This is a genomic window from Salinivibrio sp. MA607, from assembly GCF_001996245.1.
Taxonomy (GTDB): domain Bacteria; phylum Pseudomonadota; class Gammaproteobacteria; order Enterobacterales; family Vibrionaceae; genus Salinivibrio; species Salinivibrio costicola.
Map to the genome: position 1 here is coordinate 23,357 of NZ_MUFJ01000033.1, position 16,408 is coordinate 39,764.

The window sequence follows — 16,408 nt, forward strand, 5'->3', positions numbered from 1 at the left end:
GTTGCCATAAGATAGTAATTAATTACTATCTTATATGACTTGTTATGACTCACAAACGAAATTTGACAGCCGAAGAGCGCCGGGAGCTCACTGTCGACGCGGTCATTGACCTGAGCGCGCAGGATGACCCAGCCAATATCACCACCGGCAGCATCGCCAAGCACATGAGGGTCACCCAAGGTGCGTTGTTCCGGCATTTTCCAAGCAAGGATGCGATCTGGGAGGCCGTCATCGGCAGGGTGACCGAACGTGTGATGAAACTGTTAGATAAGGCCGCTGCCTCGGCGAATAGCCCGCTGGCCGCGCTCGAGGCGATATTCCATGGCCATATCACGTTTATCGTCGAGCATCCTGGCGTGCCTCGGCTGATGATGGGGCAGCTGCAGCATGCCCGGCCGACGCCGGCGAGACGTATGGTTCGCTCGCTGCTGTTTCTCTACCGTGAGCGGATCGAGAGATTGTTGAACGAGGCGCAGGAGGCTGACGAACTGCGTCAAGAGCTGAATATCGAAATGGCCGCCACGCAGTTCATCGGCACCATCCAAGGCCTGGTCATGCAGTCGCTGATTTTCGACAATATGAACCACATGGTCGAGCAGGCCGAGGGGGCGTTCCACCTCTACTGTCATGGTATCCAGAAAGCACAAGGGGCGTACCGATGACAGGCCTGAATCAACGCTTGGGGCGTTTTTTGGCGGTAGTCATTGGCCTCGCCATCGGTGCGGCGCTTCTGGTCTTCTTCGTGGTTAATCGGCAGGTTCCCGAGCACAGTGACTCACCACCTGCCCCCAAGGTGGTGGCAGTGATCGAGGCGCAGCCACTGGCGTTTCGCCTTGAGGCACGTGGTCACGGCGTGGCGCGCCCTGCCGAAACCTGGCAATCCGTTGCCAACGTCTCGGGCCGGGTGGTGGAGCGCCACCCGCATCTGGAGAGCGGCACCCTGCTGCACGAAGGTACCTTGCTGCTGGCATTGGACCCTAGTCGCTACGAGCTGGCTATCGCCGAGGCCGAGGCGGAGTTGAATCAGCTCAAGGCAGAAGAGGCCAATACCCGGCGTTTGCTGGATTTGGAACGCCAGGCACTCGATTTTACCGAGCAGGAGCTTTCACGAATAGAGCGGCTGGCGGCCACAGGTGCTGTCTCCATTTCTCAGCGTGATGCTCAACGTCGCAGCGCTGTGGGGCAGCGCCAGGCGGTGGCCACTCTTGAGAATACCTTGGCCTTGCTACCAGCCCAGCGCGAGCGGGTATCGGTGCGGCTTGCCCAAGCTCGCCATGACTTGGAGGATACCCGCTTCGAGGCGCCCTATGACCTGCGTCTCGGTGAGGTGGACGTAGAGCTTCATCAGTTCGTGGGTGTGGGTCAGCGGTTGTTTGAGGCGGATAGCCTGGCGGCTGCCGAGGTGGAGGCACGGCTTCCCTTCAGCATGGTACGACGCCTCCTGGGCAGTGTGGCACTGGTCGAGCTCGATCCCGGCATCCTAGATCTGAGTGAGCGCATCGATCTTGACTCGATCGATGCAGAGCTGGAGCTGGTCGGAGCACCCGGGGTTAGCTGGGAAGGTCGGGTTGTGCGCGTGGCCAGCGGCCTCGACCCGGCCACCCGCGCCGTGCGAGTAGTCGTAAGGGTTGAGGAGCCTTGGCGCGATGCCCGACCACCTAACCATCCGCCACTACAGCGCGACATGTACACACGAGTGCGCCTGTCGGCACGCAGTCCCGTAGCACAACTCGTGGTCCCCGCATCGGCCCTCCATCAAGGTGAGGTCTACCTTGCTGACGAGCACGCTCGCCTGGTCAGGCGCTCGGTGTCCGTCGCCTTCAAGCAGGGAGACCTGGCAGTGATCGAATCGGGCCTCGCCCCGGGCGAGCGGGTCATCGTCGACGATCTCCAACCAGCCATCGAGGGTATGGCGCTGGCGCCTCGCCGCGACGTGGCCCTAGAGGCACGTCTGACCGCCCAGGCTCTGGGTGAAGTAACGTCAGGAGAACGGCAATGATTCGCTGGTTTGCCGCTCATCCCACCGCCGCTAATCTGCTGCTAATGCTGCTGCTGGCTGCCGGGCTGTTCGCCGCACCCAACCTCAAGCGTGAGACCTTCCCAGATTATCGCCCAGTGGAAGTGTCTGTGGAGGTGGTCTATCGCGGGGCGAGCGCCGCCGACGTCGAGGACGCCGTGTGTCGGCGTCTGCACGATGCCGTTAAAGGTGTGGAATTTCTCGACGAGTTCAGCTGTGTGGCTCAGGACAACCTGGCCAGTSCCACGGCAACCATGTCAGCCGGGGGGGATGCCATTCGCTTCCTCAATGAGATCGACACCGAGGTGAGCGCCATCACCGAGCTGCCGGCCCGCGCCGACTCCCCTGTTGTGCGGGAGCTTCATCGCAGTGACATGGTGGCGGCTGTGGCGGTGTCTGGGGATATGCCGATGCACCAGCTCGAGGATTACGCTCTGCGCTTGGAAGAGCGCATTATGACGCTGCCTGGCGTGGCTGAAGTAGCGATCCACGGGAGGTCCCAGCGCCAGTGGCAGGTCGCAGTGCCACGCGAGGCACTGGGCCAGCACGGCCTCTCGGCGCGGGAGCTGGCACGTCGAGTGGCCAGTCAGAACCTTGACCTACCACTGGGCACCCTGGAAACCGCCGACCGCGATATCCTTATGCGCTTCACCGACCAGCGCCGCTCTCTGGCTGAGCTGGCCGATCTGGTAGTGGTCTCCGATGCCGGGGGCGGCGAGCTGACCCTGGGCGAGCTGGCCACCATCACCGAGACCGGTGAGCAGGCTGAAGAGCGAATCCGCTTCAACGGTGAGCCGGCGCTGGTGCTGGAGGTGAGCAAGGCGCTGCGAGACGACGCCCTGACGGTCAAGGAGTCTTTGGACACGTTGCTTGAGGCGGAACGGCGGCGATTCGACGGGGGTATCTCTCTGACGCTGACCCAAGATGCGACCAGTATCGTTCGCGACCGCCTGCAGATGCTGGTGGATAACGGCTTAATGGGGCTGGTGTTGGTGGTGCTGGTGATGAGCCTCTTCTTCCGTCCGCGCCTAGCTCTGTGGGCCGTTCTGGGCCTGCCTGCGGCCTTCATGGGGGCCTTCATCGTCATGGCCCTGACCGGGCTGTCAATGAATATGATCACCTTGGTGGCACTGCTGATGGCTATCGGCATCGTCATGGATGATGCCATCGTGATCACAGACAGCATTGCCGTCCACGCCCTGAAAGGGACCTCACCGGTGGAGGCGGTGGTAGCGGGTACCCGCCAGGTGTTACCCGGCGTACTTTCGTCGTTTCTTACCACGGTCGCGGTATTCGCCCCGCTCTCCTTCCTGGCCGGCGAGCTGGGCGCGGTGCTTGAAGTGCTGCCGGTGGTGCTGATCGCCGCTCTGGCAGCGAGCCTCATCGAAGCATTCTGGATCTTGCCCCATCATCTTAAGGGCAGCGTGGGGCGACTTGCCAGTGGGCACAACTCGCGCTTCCGTGTCGCATTCGAACGACATTTTGACAGGTTCCGCGAGTCGGTCGGTCGGCTGGCCGACCGGGCGATACGATTTCGCCATGCGGTGTTGGGAATCATTTTCGCCATTATGCTGGGCTCTTTCGGCTTTATGGCTGGAGGGCATGTGGGTAGTGAGGCGATGCCGGATATTGATGGCGATGTCCTGGAGGCCCGTATCCTGATGCCCCAGGGTACCCCCCTAGCACGTACCGAGGCGGTGGCCGAGCGAGTCGAGGCGGCAATCCGTGAGCTTGATTTACGCTACTATCTGGACCAGCCGGGGGGAGCATCCCTGGTCGAGGCGATTCAGGTGCGCTTTAACCACAACCCCAGCGCCAGGGAGGCAGGTCCTCATGTGGCCACCGTCATCGTCGACCTGCTGACTGCGGAGCGTCGCCGGGTGACCCTGGACGAGCTGACCGCCGCCTGGCGTGAGACCATCGGTGAGATCGAGGGGCTTCAGCGATTAATTATCCAGGAGCCCGGCTTCGGCCCCGCCGGGGTGCCCGTGGAAGTGCGCCTGGCCGGAGAGAACTTGGAGGCCATGAAGGCGGCGGCGCTAGAGTTGGGCGACCATCTAGAGAATTATGCAGCCGTCTATAATGTCTTCGACGACCTGCGCTTGGGCAAGCCTCAATTGACCTTCTCGATGGCCGAGGGCGCCCATGGCTTGGGCCTCTCCGCCGAGGAGGTGTCCGGGCAGTTGCGTGCGGCGCTGCTGGGGGAGGTTGCCGATACCCTGCGCATCGGCAATCAGGAAATCGAGGTGCTGATTCGCCTAGCCGAAGCGGACAGGACCTCTCTCGACAACTTGGTTGATTTGACCATTGCCCTGCCGGAAGGAGGCCGGGTGCCGCTGGAGGTGGTGGCCAACGCCGAGGAGCGGCGCGAGTGGGCGCGCATTACCCGCATCGACGGACGGCGTACCGTAACCGTGGAGGCCAACGTGGATGCGCGGCATGCCACCGGCCAGGCAATCGTCGATGATCTCGTCGGCAGCGGCTGGCTCAGCGAGTTCCGCGAGCATCATCCCGAGGTGGCGCTCACCTTCGAGGGGCAAGTGGCGCGCTCCGCTGAGACCGGCAGCTCCATAGGCCGCGGTCTACTCATCGGGCTGGTGGGAATCTTCGTGATCCTCTCCTTCCAGTTCCGCAGTTACATCGAACCGCTGATCGTCATGCTGTCTATTCCGCTGGCCTTCATCGGCGCCATTTTGGGGCATGTACTCATGGGTTACTACCTCTCTACGCCCTCGCTGATCGGCGCGGCCTCCCTGGCCGGCATCGTGGTCAACAATGCCATCCTGCTGATCCACTTTATCAAGACCCATCGCGAGAGCGGACTGGATGCCGTGGCGGCAGCCGGCCAGGCCAGCCGCGACCGGCTGCGTGCCATCCTGATCTCGTCGACTACAACCATCGCCGGTTTGCTCCCGCTGCTGGCCGAAACCAGTACCCAGGCGGCGGCCATCAAGCCGCTGGTGATTTCGGTGGTGTTCGGACTGCTTAGCGCCACCGTGCTGGTGCTACTGGTGATCCCCGCAGTCTACGTGCTGTTTGACGAGTGGGGCTGGGTTCAGGCGCCCAAGCCATCAAAAGAGTAAGCGGCCCAGAAGAGCATTTATTGATTGTTCATCAAGAGAGAAAAAACATGACGTTAAAAAACTGTAGTGTTAGGACCATCCTACTCATTACCCTGACTGTCCTGCCAACTTGGCTAATAGCGGGAGACAATGACTATCAACACTCAGCGAGAGAACAGGAAAGCACCAGTGAAGAACTAGTGCTCCGCTCCATTATGCGCGATCTTGATGAAAATATGCGCGAAGTTGCTGGGGCCATATCTCGGGAAAACTAGGAAAAGGTAGCTGAACTGAAATCGCACCCCTAATTGCCGATCATGTCGAGCCACCGTTCTTGGAAAAGACACGCATATTGCGCTTTTTCGGAACCGGCGGCGGACGCTTCCGGGGATATGACAGGTGGGTGCATGAAGCCGCCAGGGATATGGGCGACGAGGCGCGTCAAGCGGATGACCAAGCAGTAATCGAAGCGTTTTCGCGGGTGCAGAACCACTGTCTGGCCAGCCATCAGGAGTTTAAGGAAGGGTTCAGAGCCCATTTCTACAGCGAATGAATAGAGTGCTGGAATGAATAGCAGGATGCAAAGAAACACATACAGATGCAGTCTTTGCGCGACTCGATTTTTTCTAGAGCTGGAACAGCTGACCGACATGCCTTGGCTAATTGAAAGTTCGTTAACTACTGAATACACCATTCTGATACAGGAAGGTTTGCCCCGAAATGTCACACTTGCCTGACAACGTATTGCGTCTCCCTGAGTACCAGGTACTAAATGCCATGGAAATGGAAGACGGGTTGCGCTTTCATATAGTTGCTCCCGACCCCATAGCTTGCGAAGGGTGCGGCGCAGAGAATGAGTTTGTCAGGTTCGGCAAGCGTGATGTCGCTTACCGCGACCTCCCGGTCTACGGAAAGCGGGTCATCCCCTGGGTGATCCGCCGACGTTACTCTTGTCGAGCTTGCGGCACGACATTCCGCCCTTCGCTCCCGGACATGGTGGACGACCATCGCATGACTCGGCGGCTGTACAGTCGCGTCGAGAAGGAGTCCTTTAATCATCCCTATGTCTACGTAGCCGACACTACGGGCCTCAACGAGAAGACTATCCGTGAGATATTCAGGAAGAAGACCGAGTTCTTGGCGGCCTGGCACCGCTTCGAGACACCTCTCTCATAAACGATTTGAAAAATAAAAAGCGAATAATAAATACGTCAAAAAATTTCTAATAGGGCGTTAGCTCACGGGGTTGTAACTTGCGTTTGTCGCTCTTATTTCAGGCTCAACCGTTTTGCTAGGCGATGTAAATTGCCACCATCGATATCAAGTTGTCTTGCAGTGGCGGCCCAATTACCGTGATTTTGTGATAATGCGTCCGAGATCATTCTTTTCTGAAGATTCTCTGTTTCTGCGCGTAGCCCTAATGTTGGAACTTCAATAGACTCTTTTTTTTGCTGTTTATGGGTAGCACTAACCGCCTTTTCGTCAGAGGTAAAGAGATCAAAATCTTGCAGAGTAAGCTCGAGATCCCTCGACTGCGTTCGAGATTTGGCTAGGACACTGGCTCGTTTGATAGCATGCTCTAGTTCGCGTACGTTACCAGGCCATGCATACTGTGTGAGCTTTTGAAGTAGCGATGCAGACAGGCGAATGCTGCTAAGATGAAATTTAGCCTTCATCTGTTCGGCAAAAAATCCGGCTAATAATACGACATCATCGTCTCTTTCTCGAAGAGGTGGAACATGGAGAGGGAATACACTGAGACGATGGTATAGATCGGCTCTAAAACGACCGGCTGTTACTTCCTCATATAAAACGCGATTGGTCGCGGCAATGATGCGCGTATTCACTTGAATATGACGGTCATCGCCGACCCGCTGGATATCACCGAATTGGAGTGCACGCAGTAGCTTGGCTTGCAACTCTAACGATAATTCGCCAACTTCATCTAAAAATAATGTGCCGTTATCGGCTTGCTCGAACTTACCCTTTCGATCACTAATTGCACCGGTAAAGGCCCCTTTAATGTGACCAAATAGTTCACTTTCCGCGACGGATTCCGGTAGCGCGGCGCAGTTAAGATAGACTAATGGCTTAGACGCTCTTGCAGAACGCTGGTGGAGTGCATTAGCGACTAACTCTTTACCAACCCCGGTTTCCCCGGTGATTAATACTGATAACTCCGTATTCGCCACCGCGTCTATTTGTTGTTGTAGCGTCTGCATTGCCGCCGATCGGGAAATAATCTTATCACTAAACGTACGCCGCTCTGTCAATGCCTCATGTGTGACATTGGCTTGTGTTTCTAGTTGCTCTAATAACAAGGCTGTTTGTAGCCCACCTGCTGCCAGTGCGCTGATAAACCGCAAGTCGTGATTGAGGAGGCCATCAAACTGATTTTCGTCAAACGCATCAATAGTTATTGCGCCAATTAGCTGATCGTCCACTAATAGCGGAAGTCCGATACAAGAGTGAACCTGAAGCTTGCCATCATGGTTAGGAATTAATCCATCATAAGGGTCTGGTAAATCGCTGTTAGCCGGAAAACGTACGATATCACCTGCTCGTGCAATGGCTTCCAAACGCGGGTGCTGAGCGAGAGCAAAACGACGACCTAAGACGTCATGCGATAATCCATTAATGGCGAGAGGAATAAAGGTCTGATTCTCATACAAAAGTAGTGTGGATGCATCACAGCGTAGCACTTCTCTTATCGTGGTTAATAATGTATCAAACCGGTCTTTTCGAATCAGTGCAGAATTTAAATCTTGTGTGATGTGCAGCCAATGGGCGAATAATTCAGTCATAATCTAGTATTAGTGTCTTTATGACAATCATATATGTCTAAATGACAATAATCAATGCTGTCATTAAGACAATGTTTTAGGTGGGTTGTTATATAAGTGCTTGATATTAAATGGTTAGTTATCTTGGCACGACTAATGCATATAGAGTGCATTAGGTTCTCAATGTCATTTAAGGTAGTAATCATGACAATACAGGTAAAAAACAACATTCGCTGGGTGGGTCAACGAGATTGGGAAGTGCAGAACTTTCATGGCACAGAATACAAAATCACCAAAGGAACAAGTTACAACAGCTACTTAATCCAAGAAGAGAAAACAGTACTGATCGATACGGTTGATCACCGTTTTAGCCAACAATTTTTGCAAAACCTTGAAAGGGAAATCGATCTAGAAAGTATCGATTTTATTGTTGTAAATCACGCAGAGGAAGATCATTCCGGCGCAATGTCCGCCTTGATGGAGAGGATCCCTGACACGCCGATATATTGCACTGAAGCGGCGATAGACTCGATAGTGGGCCACCATCACCACCCGGAGTGGAATTTTAATACGGTAAAAACCGGCGATAGTATCGATATTGGGAATGGTAAGCAGCTTATATTTGTTGAAGCGCCCATGCTGCACTGGCCCGATAGCATGATGACTTACTTAACCGAGGACGCCGTCTTATTCAGCAATGACGCCTTTGGTCAGCATTACTGTGATGAACGCTTGTTTAATGATGAAGTTGACCAAAATGAGCTGATGGAACAGTGCTTACGGTATTATTCTAATATTCTTACCCCTTTCAGCCGTTTAGTAACGGCGAAAATAAAGGAAGTTTTAAGTTTTGATTTACCTGTCGATATGATCGCAACCTCTCATGGTGTCGTTTGGCGCGATAACCCTATTCAAATAATCGAGCAGTACCTTGCGTGGGCAGATGACTATCAAGAAGATAGAATCACTGTTTTTTATGACTCCATGTCTAATAATACACGAATGATGGCTGATGCTATCGCGCAGGGCATTCATGACGTCGACTCAGATGTCGCAGTAAAAGTGTTTAATGTTTCGAAACACGACAAAAATGAAATTATATCGAATGTATTTCGTTCTAAAGGTGTGTTAGTTGGTTCTTCAACGATGAATAATGTCATGATGCCTAAGATCGCAGGGATGCTGGAGGAAATCACCGGGATGCGTTTTAAAGCGAAAAAAGCGGGCGCCTTTGGTAGTTTCGGTTGGACAGGTGGTGCCGTCGATCGCATTCACACGCGCCTTATGGACGCGGGTTTTGAAACGTCGATGAGCTTGAAAACAAAATGGCGTCCTGATCGCGATGGTATGGAGAAGTGTCGAGAGCATGGTCAGTATATTGCAAAGTTGTGGGCCAACAAACGCCCCTCTCGAATGCTACCGACGGCTGAGTCTTGCGAGAAAAACGACAAGTCACGACCATCGACACTAAGCCCTGAAAAGCCAAAAACACACCCTATCCAAGATGCAGAGCCGCCTCATTCTGCAGACTGTCAGTGCATGATTTGTACTGTTTGTAATTGGGTTTATGATCCTGCTGTGGGAGAGCCTAACCAAGGTATTGAACCTGGGACAGTATGGAGTGATGTTCCGGGATACTTCTTATGTCCTGAGTGCCATCTAGGCAAAGATGTTTTTGCAACATACCAAGGTTAGGGAGCGAAAATGACTGAACCAATTATTATTATTGGCAGTGGCTTCGCTGCTTACCAACTGGTGAAAACAATTCGGCGTATGGATAGGGAGATCCCGGTGACCGTATTGACGGCTGATGATGGCCATGAGTACAACAAGCCGGATTTGAGCCACGTATTTAGTAAACAACAAACAGCGGATGATTTAGTGTTAAAATACGGTGACGTGTTCGCAGATGAATACAATATTACTTTATTGACTCAGGCTGTCGTTGAGCATGTCGATACACAGGCCCATTATGTACGCTCAAATGGTCAAAAGTATTTTTATTCAAAGCTGGTTTTTGCAACAGGTGCGACTACTTTTATACCTCCGGTCCAGGGGGATGCAGCGCATCAAGTAATGACAGCGAATTCTTTGACAGAGTTGCGCGCATTAGAGCCTAATGTGCGTCAAGCTCAGCGCGTTGCCATTATAGGGGGTGGATTAATAGGTGTTGAAATTGCGATGGATCTAGCGCGAAGCGGGAAATCCGTTGTGGTTGTTGAGCCTAATACCCACCTTCTTGGGACACTGGTTCCAGAGTTTGTTGCTAGACCGCTTGAGAGTCAGATGCTGCAACTAGGCACTACACTGTGCCTTGGCGAGAGTGTGGTGGAAGTCAATCAACAGGAGCAGTCGCTTTCACTGACGTTGCATAGTGGCAAGAAGGTTGCTGTGGATCTTGTTATATCAGCGGCTGGCCTGACGCCAAATACCAAGCTTGCGGCGCAAGCAGGCATTCAAGTGAATCAGGGTATTTGCGTTGATACATCGCTGCGGACATCGGTTAGCGACGCATTTGCGCTAGGAGATTGTGCCGAGGTTGAAGGCCAAATTAGGCCCTATTTACAAGCGATTTCTTTAAGTGCTAGTGCGCTTGGTAAGCAGTTGCTTGGCGTTGATAGCGGTTTAACGTTACCCGCCATTATGGTGAAAGTTAAAACCCCCAATTATCCCATCTACATGGCAGGTGATATCCATTCGGCAACAAGCTGGGATATCAATATGGTTAGTTCGGGGATAGTGATGCGAGCCTCTGATGACGATCAGCAGCTAACTGGGTTTGTTGTCTCAGGGGAGCAAGTGACGCAGGCGTATACGTTGTTTAGACAGTTGTCTAGGGCTATCTAGCCGATATAACTGGGGCAGCGGTTAGCTAATAATCAAAACTAACCGCTTTAACCAGGGCATAGAGCATTTGTCCTGGCTGCAGTTTGAGTCTAGACAACGACCGGCGACTGATCCTCGATAATATCGGTTGACCACTTACGTCCAACCGTAACAAGACGTTAGCGGGGTGCGTGTCGTCGCTCACCTCCATGAGCTGTGCCAATAAGCAATTATTGATACTTGATTGTTGTGGTGCTTCTAAAGCGATTGATACATCTTTTGCGTGTACCCTTGCTTTGATGATGCTGTGTGTCTCGACTTGCTGCAAAGGGACATGCAATTGTTGATCATTGGATAAATCTAGCACTGTCATATAGTCGTCTGTATGCTTTTTGACGGTGCAGTGAACCACCGCAGCCGCGTTATCATCTCGCGCTAAAGACAAATCTGTCCTTGTGAGCATATCTTGTGTTGCGCCATGTGCTAATACTTTTCCGTTATCTAACAGCACAATGTGATCGGCAAGTCTTGAGACCTCTTCAATGGCATGGCTGACATAGATGATAGGTATCTTCAGGGTCGATTGTAGTGATTCGATGTAAGGTAAGATCTCGGCTTTACTGGAAAGGTCGAGAGAAGCCATCGGTTCGTCCATAAGCAATAGGCGCGGGCTAGTGAGCAGGGCTCTAGCAATTGCGACTCTTTGTTTTTGTCCACCAGATAACTGATGAGGGTAGCAGCGATTAATGTCGGTTAGTCCGAGGCTTTTTACCGTTGCTTCAAAACTGACATAGCGTTTTTCCTGGTCTACACGGTTGTAGCTAAATAACAAATTATCTTTGACGTCTAAATGAGGAAATAGGTTCGGTTCTTGGAACACATAACCGATAGGGCGTTGATGGGTGGGTAAACATGCATCTTGGTGCTGCCATGTTTCCCCATTAGTAATAATCGTCGCACTATCCAACGTTTCAAGCCCTGCAATACTGCGTAATATGGTCGTTTTTCCAGAACCTGACCGACCAAAGAGCGCGGTCACCCCCTTTCCCGGCAAATGCAGATTAATATCCAATAGGAACTGGTCTCTGGCCAATTTCAATGCGACTTGAATGGTCATATAAAGCTCACTGGTTTGAATTTTTTATTCATTGTGTAGGTTGCCAATAGTAAAACAAATGACAAAGAGACAAGTATGGCTGCCAGTGTATGCGCGGCGTCGTAATTCATTGACTCGACGTGATTGTAGATAGCAATAGATGCGACTTGGGTTTGCCCTGGAATGTTTCCCCCAATCATTATTATGATCCCGAACTCGCCCAATGAATGTGCAAATGAAAGGACACCCGCGGTTAAAAAACCTCTTCGTGATAAAGGAAGCACAATATTGAAAAAACGATCCATAGGAGAGGCTCTTAATGTTGCGGCAACGTCTAATATGCCACCAGTTGCTGATTGAAAGGATGATAGAAGTGGTTGCATTACGAATGGTAGTGAATAAATCATGGAACCAACCACTAACCCAGAAAATGAAAATGCTAGATGATTGAAGCCCAGCGCCTCTAAACTTCCCCCTATCCATCCATTAGGCCCCAATAGTAGGAGGAGGTAGAAGCCCAACACGGTGGGTGGTAAGACTAAAGGCAGCATCACTAATGCTTCAACGAAGATTTTTACACGTGACTGTGTGTTGACTAGCCACCACGACAGGGGTGTGCAAATTATGAGCAATATGCTGGTGCTCACGAAAGCGAGCTTTAGAGTGATAACCAGTGCAGTGATATCGTTTGGGGAGATCATTGCTCAATAATGCCTTTCTTGGATCTTATCAAGGTCGCTTGGTTTGCGATTGATGGTTGGTTTATTTTGTACCCTGAGTTCTTGATAATGGTTGTAGCTGTTTCACTGTTTCTGACCCAGCTTAGGAATTGAACTGCTGAATCAAAAATATGGGGCGTTTTTTTTGCGTAGTTTAAAATGACAGCTTGTTGCTCGATGGGTTCGTAAAGATGTTGAGGAGGTATCCAGTACGAGCCGCCAATGGCCCCATCACGGTCTTTTACTTGTGATAAAGATAAAAAGCCCAGTTCCGCAGCTTCTGATGCTATCTGGCCATAAGCTTGGCCGATGGACTGCGCCTTCACGATTTGTGTATTGCTATTTAAGTCCTCCCAGAGCTCAAGGCGTTGCATGATTTGTTTGGCTGCAAGGCCGTATGGAGCGACACGAGGATCTGCCATGGCGAGATGTTTGAAGGAATGTGTTTCAAGGACTTTATCTCCGGCGCTAGTGAGCAGATCGGTGTCTTTTGACCACAAAACAGGTATGCCAATCGCGTAGGTAAAGCGAGAGTTCTCAACCACTAATCCAGCTTTCTCCAACAAGATAGGACGTACTTTATCTGCGGAAAAAAATAGATGGTAGGGTGCTGCGTGTTTGATTTTTGCGAATAGAGAACCTGAAGAGCCAGAACTAATCAGAAAAGGTTGATTAAACTCTCGTTGATAGGCATGGGCGAGCTCATTGAAAGTACCATTAAAATTTGCTGACACAGCAACGCGAAGGGGAGCGGTGTCTGCCATCGTCGTACCAGAAAGAAAACAAAGTAGAGTTAACGTAATTGTACGTAAAGTCTTGTTCAAGTGCATATTTTGGGTTCCATCATCAACACTCCTATTTCTAATGTGGCAAGCTTTGCTGAACCTTAACTATCCACAGGTTTTGCATGCGGGAGCGGGCTTTACTTTGTATGGTATCCATTCCATTGATAGTCCGTCGAAATAGTAAAAAGCGTTGGTGACCACCGAGTTTGGGGCGACAATACTGTTAACGGCGATAAGTGCTTGCATTAATCCTATGATGCCAACAACAGGCGGGAGGATCCCAGACATGACACAGCTAGAGGGAGCGTCGCTAAACTGTGAGCTTATACATTGATAACAGGCTTCATTCTTATTGGCAGCAAAAACACCTACCTGTCCCTCGGTACGAATGGCAGAGCCTGAAATTAGTAAGGTTTTTTGCTGCCAACAGATTTCATTGATGAGCTCTCGCGTAGGCTTGTTGTCGGTACAGTCAAGGACGATATCATGCTCGATAATCGTTTCAGTTAATAGTTGCGAGGACTGCTTCGACGTTATGGGTACACAAGAAATATGACTATTATTAGCAAGCAGACGATCGCACATCGCTTCAGATTTATAACGGCCGATATCATTTTCAATAAAGCAGGTTTGTCGGTGTAGGTTAGACAGTTCCACTTTATCAAAATCAGATATTGTAATGTGGCCCACTCCAGAGGAGGCGAGATATGGAGCCGCGGCGGATCCCAAGCCGCCAGCGCCTATAACCAAAATGCGAGTCGCTTTGAGCCGCTCTTGGCCTTCGATATCCACACATTTGAGAGCAATTTGGCGATCATAGCGTTGATACTCATGTTCATCTAGCATTATAGTTTTTACCTTGTTAAGCCGGGTTGAGGGAAATTAAATCTCCGTTTCTATTTGCCGTAATAAACATGCCGATTTTTCCTTCATTTATTTGATTCAGCATCATTCTTAGTGGCTGTTGCGCCTGATCGCTATTGGGTGGATAACCACCTCGTCCATCGAGTGCAGAAATGAATACCACGTCCCAGTCGAAACCGGTTGTGAGGGATTCAGCAACCAGTGTAGAAAAGGTTTCTACTTCTTCGGGAAGTTTGTCCACACAAAGGACAGGGGTGAGCGTTCCTCCTTTTCCTGATTGAAAAATACTCTTTTGCTCTGTTGTATGCCCTTCTGGTAATTCGGCTTTCGCAAACACAAAAAGTAATCTCTGTGGCTCTGACTGCATGCTGGCGGCAGCAATTAAATCTTTGTAGCTGGCTATTTGCATTTTAAACCTACTTAGTTGAGGGCAGCCTTGGCTGCCCACATATTTGACTATAAAACATTGGCAAGTGCGTGGACGCTATGGGTTATAGTATTCACCTTTCTTTCTAAGGTAAAACAACCAGTTAACGACAAAACAGCTTGCGTAGAAGATAGCAAATCCGATCAGTGCATTTTCTGGTGTTGTGGCTTTGATTTGCTCACCAAAGACCATTGGAATGTAGAATGCACCGTATGCGGCAACGGCTGATGTCCATCCTAAAACAGGACCCGCTTCTGACTTGGGGAAAATGATCGCAATACTGCGGAATACCGAACCGTTCGCTACTCCGGATGCGGTAAACAAGAATAAAAACATTACGAAGAAAGGCAGAAAATACTCTTGCGGTGTTTCTGATTCATATGCCTGCGCCATATAGTAGGCTGCACCAAGTGCAGATAGTGTCATGACAGCAGCACACATTTGGGTCACTTTTGAGCCGCCAAACCTATCACCTAACCAGCCGCCAACAGGTCGCACGAGTGCGCCAATAAAAGGAGCCATCCACGCATAAGTAAGTGCACTCGGCCCGGCAGGATTAGGGGTTGAGTGGGTCATGACACCATCCACGATGATATGCTGATAGCCAAAGATCAATTGAATTGCCAATGGAAACGCAGCGGAAAAGCCAATAAATGAACCAAATGTCATGGTATAAATGACACTCATGATCCATGTATGCTTGTTTTTGAAGATACGATACTGGTGGGTAAGGCTATCACCAATCGCACCAGGTAATGCTTTGAGAAGTAGCAATGTTGACACCAACACAAGCACTAACGCCGCTTCTTTCGGAACATTCCACCCACTTCCATTAGCCTCAGTGGGTAACATAAGCCAAAGTCCTGCCCCTGATGTAACTAATCCAATTAGTAGCATCATGCCTATCATTGTAAAGGCTTTTGGAGGAGAGGGGAGCTCCGGCGTTACTTCTTGTGTGGCTATGTTATCCATTCCAAACCAACTGACGATAGCAAGTGGTACTAAAAACAACAGCCAAACAAACGCGCCATTTTGAATCCAAGTAGGAGTGCCAGCCTTGATCTTTCCAACAATTGTCCCTGAATCGATAACGAGTTGAGTGGGATCGCCACTAAAAGCCCCAAAGGCGGCAAAGGTCATCACTATCGGTATAACGACCTGCATGGTCGTGACGCCGAAGTTACCTAGGCCTGCATTGAGCCCTAAGGCTAGGCCCTGTTTTTGCTTTGGGTAGAAAAAGCTTATATTGGACATTGACGACGCGAAGTTCCCCCCCCCAATGCCTGATAAGAGGGCAAGTAACTGATATTGCCATAGTGGTGTATTAGGATCTTGTAGCGCTAGCCCGGTGAATAGTGAAGGAATGATCAGCAACGATGTGGTAAAGAAAATGGTATTTCTTCCCCCACAAAAACGTATAAAAAAACTACTTGGTATTCGTAGGGTCGCGCCTGAGAGACCGGCAATCGCTGTCAGTGTAAATAATTCTTCTGGCTTGAAATCATAACCAGCATTAATCATTTGTACGGTTAATATACCCCAGTATAACCAAACTGCAAATCCGGAAAGAAGACTAGGGATAGAGATCCATAGATTTCGGTTAGCTATTCGCTTACCTGACTGTTCCCAGAATTCATTGTCTTCTGGCTCCCAACGATAAATATTTCCCATTTACTCCCCCATGATTCAAACGGAAAAGGATTTCTTACTTTCCTTTAATAAAGCACTCAATGAAAAAGAAAACAATGACTAGCAGGAGGTACTCGGCCACCTTTTTTGGTGCAGAGTGAGTATCTACTAATGGGTAATTAATCTATTTTGTTTATAAT

General features: G+C 50.8%; 12 protein-coding genes and 1 pseudogene. 6 read left to right on the plus strand and 7 right to left on the minus strand.

Annotation, left to right across the window (positions count from 1 at the left end; all coding sequences use genetic code 11):
- The first annotated feature begins 44 nt into the window (after positions 1 to 44).
- From BZG81_RS13650 to BZG81_RS13670, 4 genes and pseudogenes are all read left to right on the plus strand, one after another.
- Positions 45 to 662, plus strand: coding sequence for a TetR/AcrR family transcriptional regulator (locus BZG81_RS13650; protein ID WP_077660827.1), 618 nt, complete (start codon positions 45 to 47; stop codon positions 660 to 662).
- The gene (locus BZG81_RS13655; protein ID WP_077669586.1) at positions 659 to 1,999 is read left to right on the plus strand and encodes an efflux RND transporter periplasmic adaptor subunit; all 1,341 of its coding nucleotides are present in this window, start codon (positions 659 to 661) and stop codon (positions 1,997 to 1,999) included. Before BZG81_RS13650 ends, BZG81_RS13655 begins: the two co-directional genes overlap by 4 nt.
- The gene (locus BZG81_RS13660) at positions 1,996 to 5,100 is read left to right on the plus strand and encodes an efflux RND transporter permease subunit (RefSeq protein WP_077677634.1); all 3,105 of its coding nucleotides are present in this window, start codon (positions 1,996 to 1,998) and stop codon (positions 5,098 to 5,100) included. Before BZG81_RS13655 ends, BZG81_RS13660 begins: the two co-directional genes overlap by 4 nt.
- A 699-nt stretch (positions 5,101 to 5,799) precedes the next feature.
- Positions 5,800 to 6,246 (plus strand): annotated as a pseudogene (locus BZG81_RS13670) (transposase family protein); the annotation flags it as partial.
- Between the two features lie 101 nt (positions 6,247 to 6,347).
- Here BZG81_RS13670 and norR read toward each other — a convergent pair.
- Positions 6,348 to 7,883 carry a nitric oxide reductase transcriptional regulator NorR gene (gene norR / locus BZG81_RS13675; RefSeq protein ID WP_021023448.1) on the minus strand — a complete coding sequence of 512 codons (1,536 nt, stop codon included), beginning with the start codon at positions 7,881 to 7,883 and terminating at the stop codon, positions 6,348 to 6,350.
- A 183-nt stretch (positions 7,884 to 8,066) separates the two neighbouring features.
- On the opposite strand from norR, the gene norV reads away from it, so the two are divergent.
- Together norV and norW are read left to right on the plus strand one after the other, a co-directional pair.
- Positions 8,067 to 9,557, plus strand: coding sequence for an anaerobic nitric oxide reductase flavorubredoxin (gene norV / locus BZG81_RS13680; RefSeq protein ID WP_077677635.1), 1,491 nt, complete (start codon positions 8,067 to 8,069; stop codon positions 9,555 to 9,557).
- A 9-nt stretch (positions 9,558 to 9,566) separates the two neighbouring features.
- Positions 9,567 to 10,709: an NADH:flavorubredoxin reductase NorW gene (gene norW / locus BZG81_RS13685; RefSeq protein ID WP_077677636.1), complete on the plus strand. Its 1,143-nt coding sequence runs from the start codon at positions 9,567 to 9,569 to the stop codon at positions 10,707 to 10,709.
- Between the two features lie 25 nt (positions 10,710 to 10,734).
- Here norW and modC read toward each other — a convergent pair whose 3' ends face one another.
- The 6 genes from modC to BZG81_RS13715 form a co-directional block, all read right to left on the minus strand.
- Positions 10,735 to 11,805, minus strand: coding sequence for a molybdenum ABC transporter ATP-binding protein (gene modC, locus BZG81_RS13690; protein WP_077677637.1), 1,071 nt, complete (start codon positions 11,803 to 11,805; stop codon positions 10,735 to 10,737).
- On the minus strand, positions 11,802 to 12,485 hold the full coding sequence (gene modB, locus BZG81_RS13695; RefSeq protein ID WP_021023452.1) for a molybdate ABC transporter permease subunit: 684 nt from the start codon (positions 12,483 to 12,485) through the stop codon (positions 11,802 to 11,804). Before modB ends, modC begins: the two co-directional genes overlap by 4 nt.
- On the minus strand, positions 12,482 to 13,267 hold the full coding sequence (gene modA / locus BZG81_RS13700) for a molybdate ABC transporter substrate-binding protein (RefSeq protein ID WP_158011850.1): 786 nt from the start codon (positions 13,265 to 13,267) through the stop codon (positions 12,482 to 12,484). Before modA ends, modB begins: the two co-directional genes overlap by 4 nt.
- 126 nt (positions 13,268 to 13,393) lie before the next feature.
- Positions 13,394 to 14,134, minus strand: a complete 741-nt coding sequence (locus BZG81_RS13705) for a HesA/MoeB/ThiF family protein (RefSeq protein ID WP_077677639.1) — start codon at positions 14,132 to 14,134, stop codon at positions 13,394 to 13,396.
- A 16-nt stretch (positions 14,135 to 14,150) separates the two neighbouring features.
- Complete coding sequence (locus BZG81_RS13710; protein ID WP_077677640.1) at positions 14,151 to 14,561, minus strand: ribonucleotide reductase subunit alpha; 411 nt, start codon at positions 14,559 to 14,561, stop codon at positions 14,151 to 14,153.
- 75 nt (positions 14,562 to 14,636) lie between these two features.
- Positions 14,637 to 16,250: an MFS transporter gene (locus BZG81_RS13715; RefSeq protein WP_077677641.1), complete on the minus strand. Its 1,614-nt coding sequence runs from the start codon at positions 16,248 to 16,250 to the stop codon at positions 14,637 to 14,639.
- Positions 16,251 to 16,408: the final 158 nt, after the last annotated feature.

Excerpts from the sequence above, each read along its gene's own strand:
- BZG81_RS13650 (WP_077660827.1), top strand. The coding sequence starts at position 45 with ATGACTCACAAACGAAATTTGACAGCCGAAGAGCGCCGGGAGCTCACT.
- BZG81_RS13655 (WP_077669586.1), top strand. The coding sequence starts at position 659 with ATGACAGGCCTGAATCAACGCTTGGGGCGTTTTTTGGCGGTAGTCATT.
- norR (WP_021023448.1), bottom strand. The coding sequence starts at position 7,883 with ATGACTGAATTATTCGCCCATTGGCTGCACATCACACAAGATTTAAAT.
- norV (WP_077677635.1), top strand. The coding sequence starts at position 8,067 with ATGACAATACAGGTAAAAAACAACATTCGCTGGGTGGGTCAACGAGAT.
- norW (WP_077677636.1), top strand. The coding sequence starts at position 9,567 with ATGACTGAACCAATTATTATTATTGGCAGTGGCTTCGCTGCTTACCAA.
- modC (WP_077677637.1), bottom strand. The coding sequence starts at position 11,805 with ATGACCATTCAAGTCGCATTGAAATTGGCCAGAGACCAGTTCCTATTG.
- modB (WP_021023452.1), bottom strand. The coding sequence starts at position 12,485 with ATGATCTCCCCAAACGATATCACTGCACTGGTTATCACTCTAAAGCTC.
- modA (WP_158011850.1), bottom strand. The coding sequence starts at position 13,267 with ATGGCAGACACCGCTCCCCTTCGCGTTGCTGTGTCAGCAAATTTTAAT.
- BZG81_RS13705 (WP_077677639.1), bottom strand. The coding sequence starts at position 14,134 with ATGCTAGATGAACATGAGTATCAACGCTATGATCGCCAAATTGCTCTC.
- BZG81_RS13710 (WP_077677640.1), bottom strand. The coding sequence starts at position 14,561 with ATGCAAATAGCCAGCTACAAAGATTTAATTGCTGCCGCCAGCATGCAG.
- BZG81_RS13715 (WP_077677641.1), bottom strand. The coding sequence starts at position 16,250 with ATGGGAAATATTTATCGTTGGGAGCCAGAAGACAATGAATTCTGGGAA.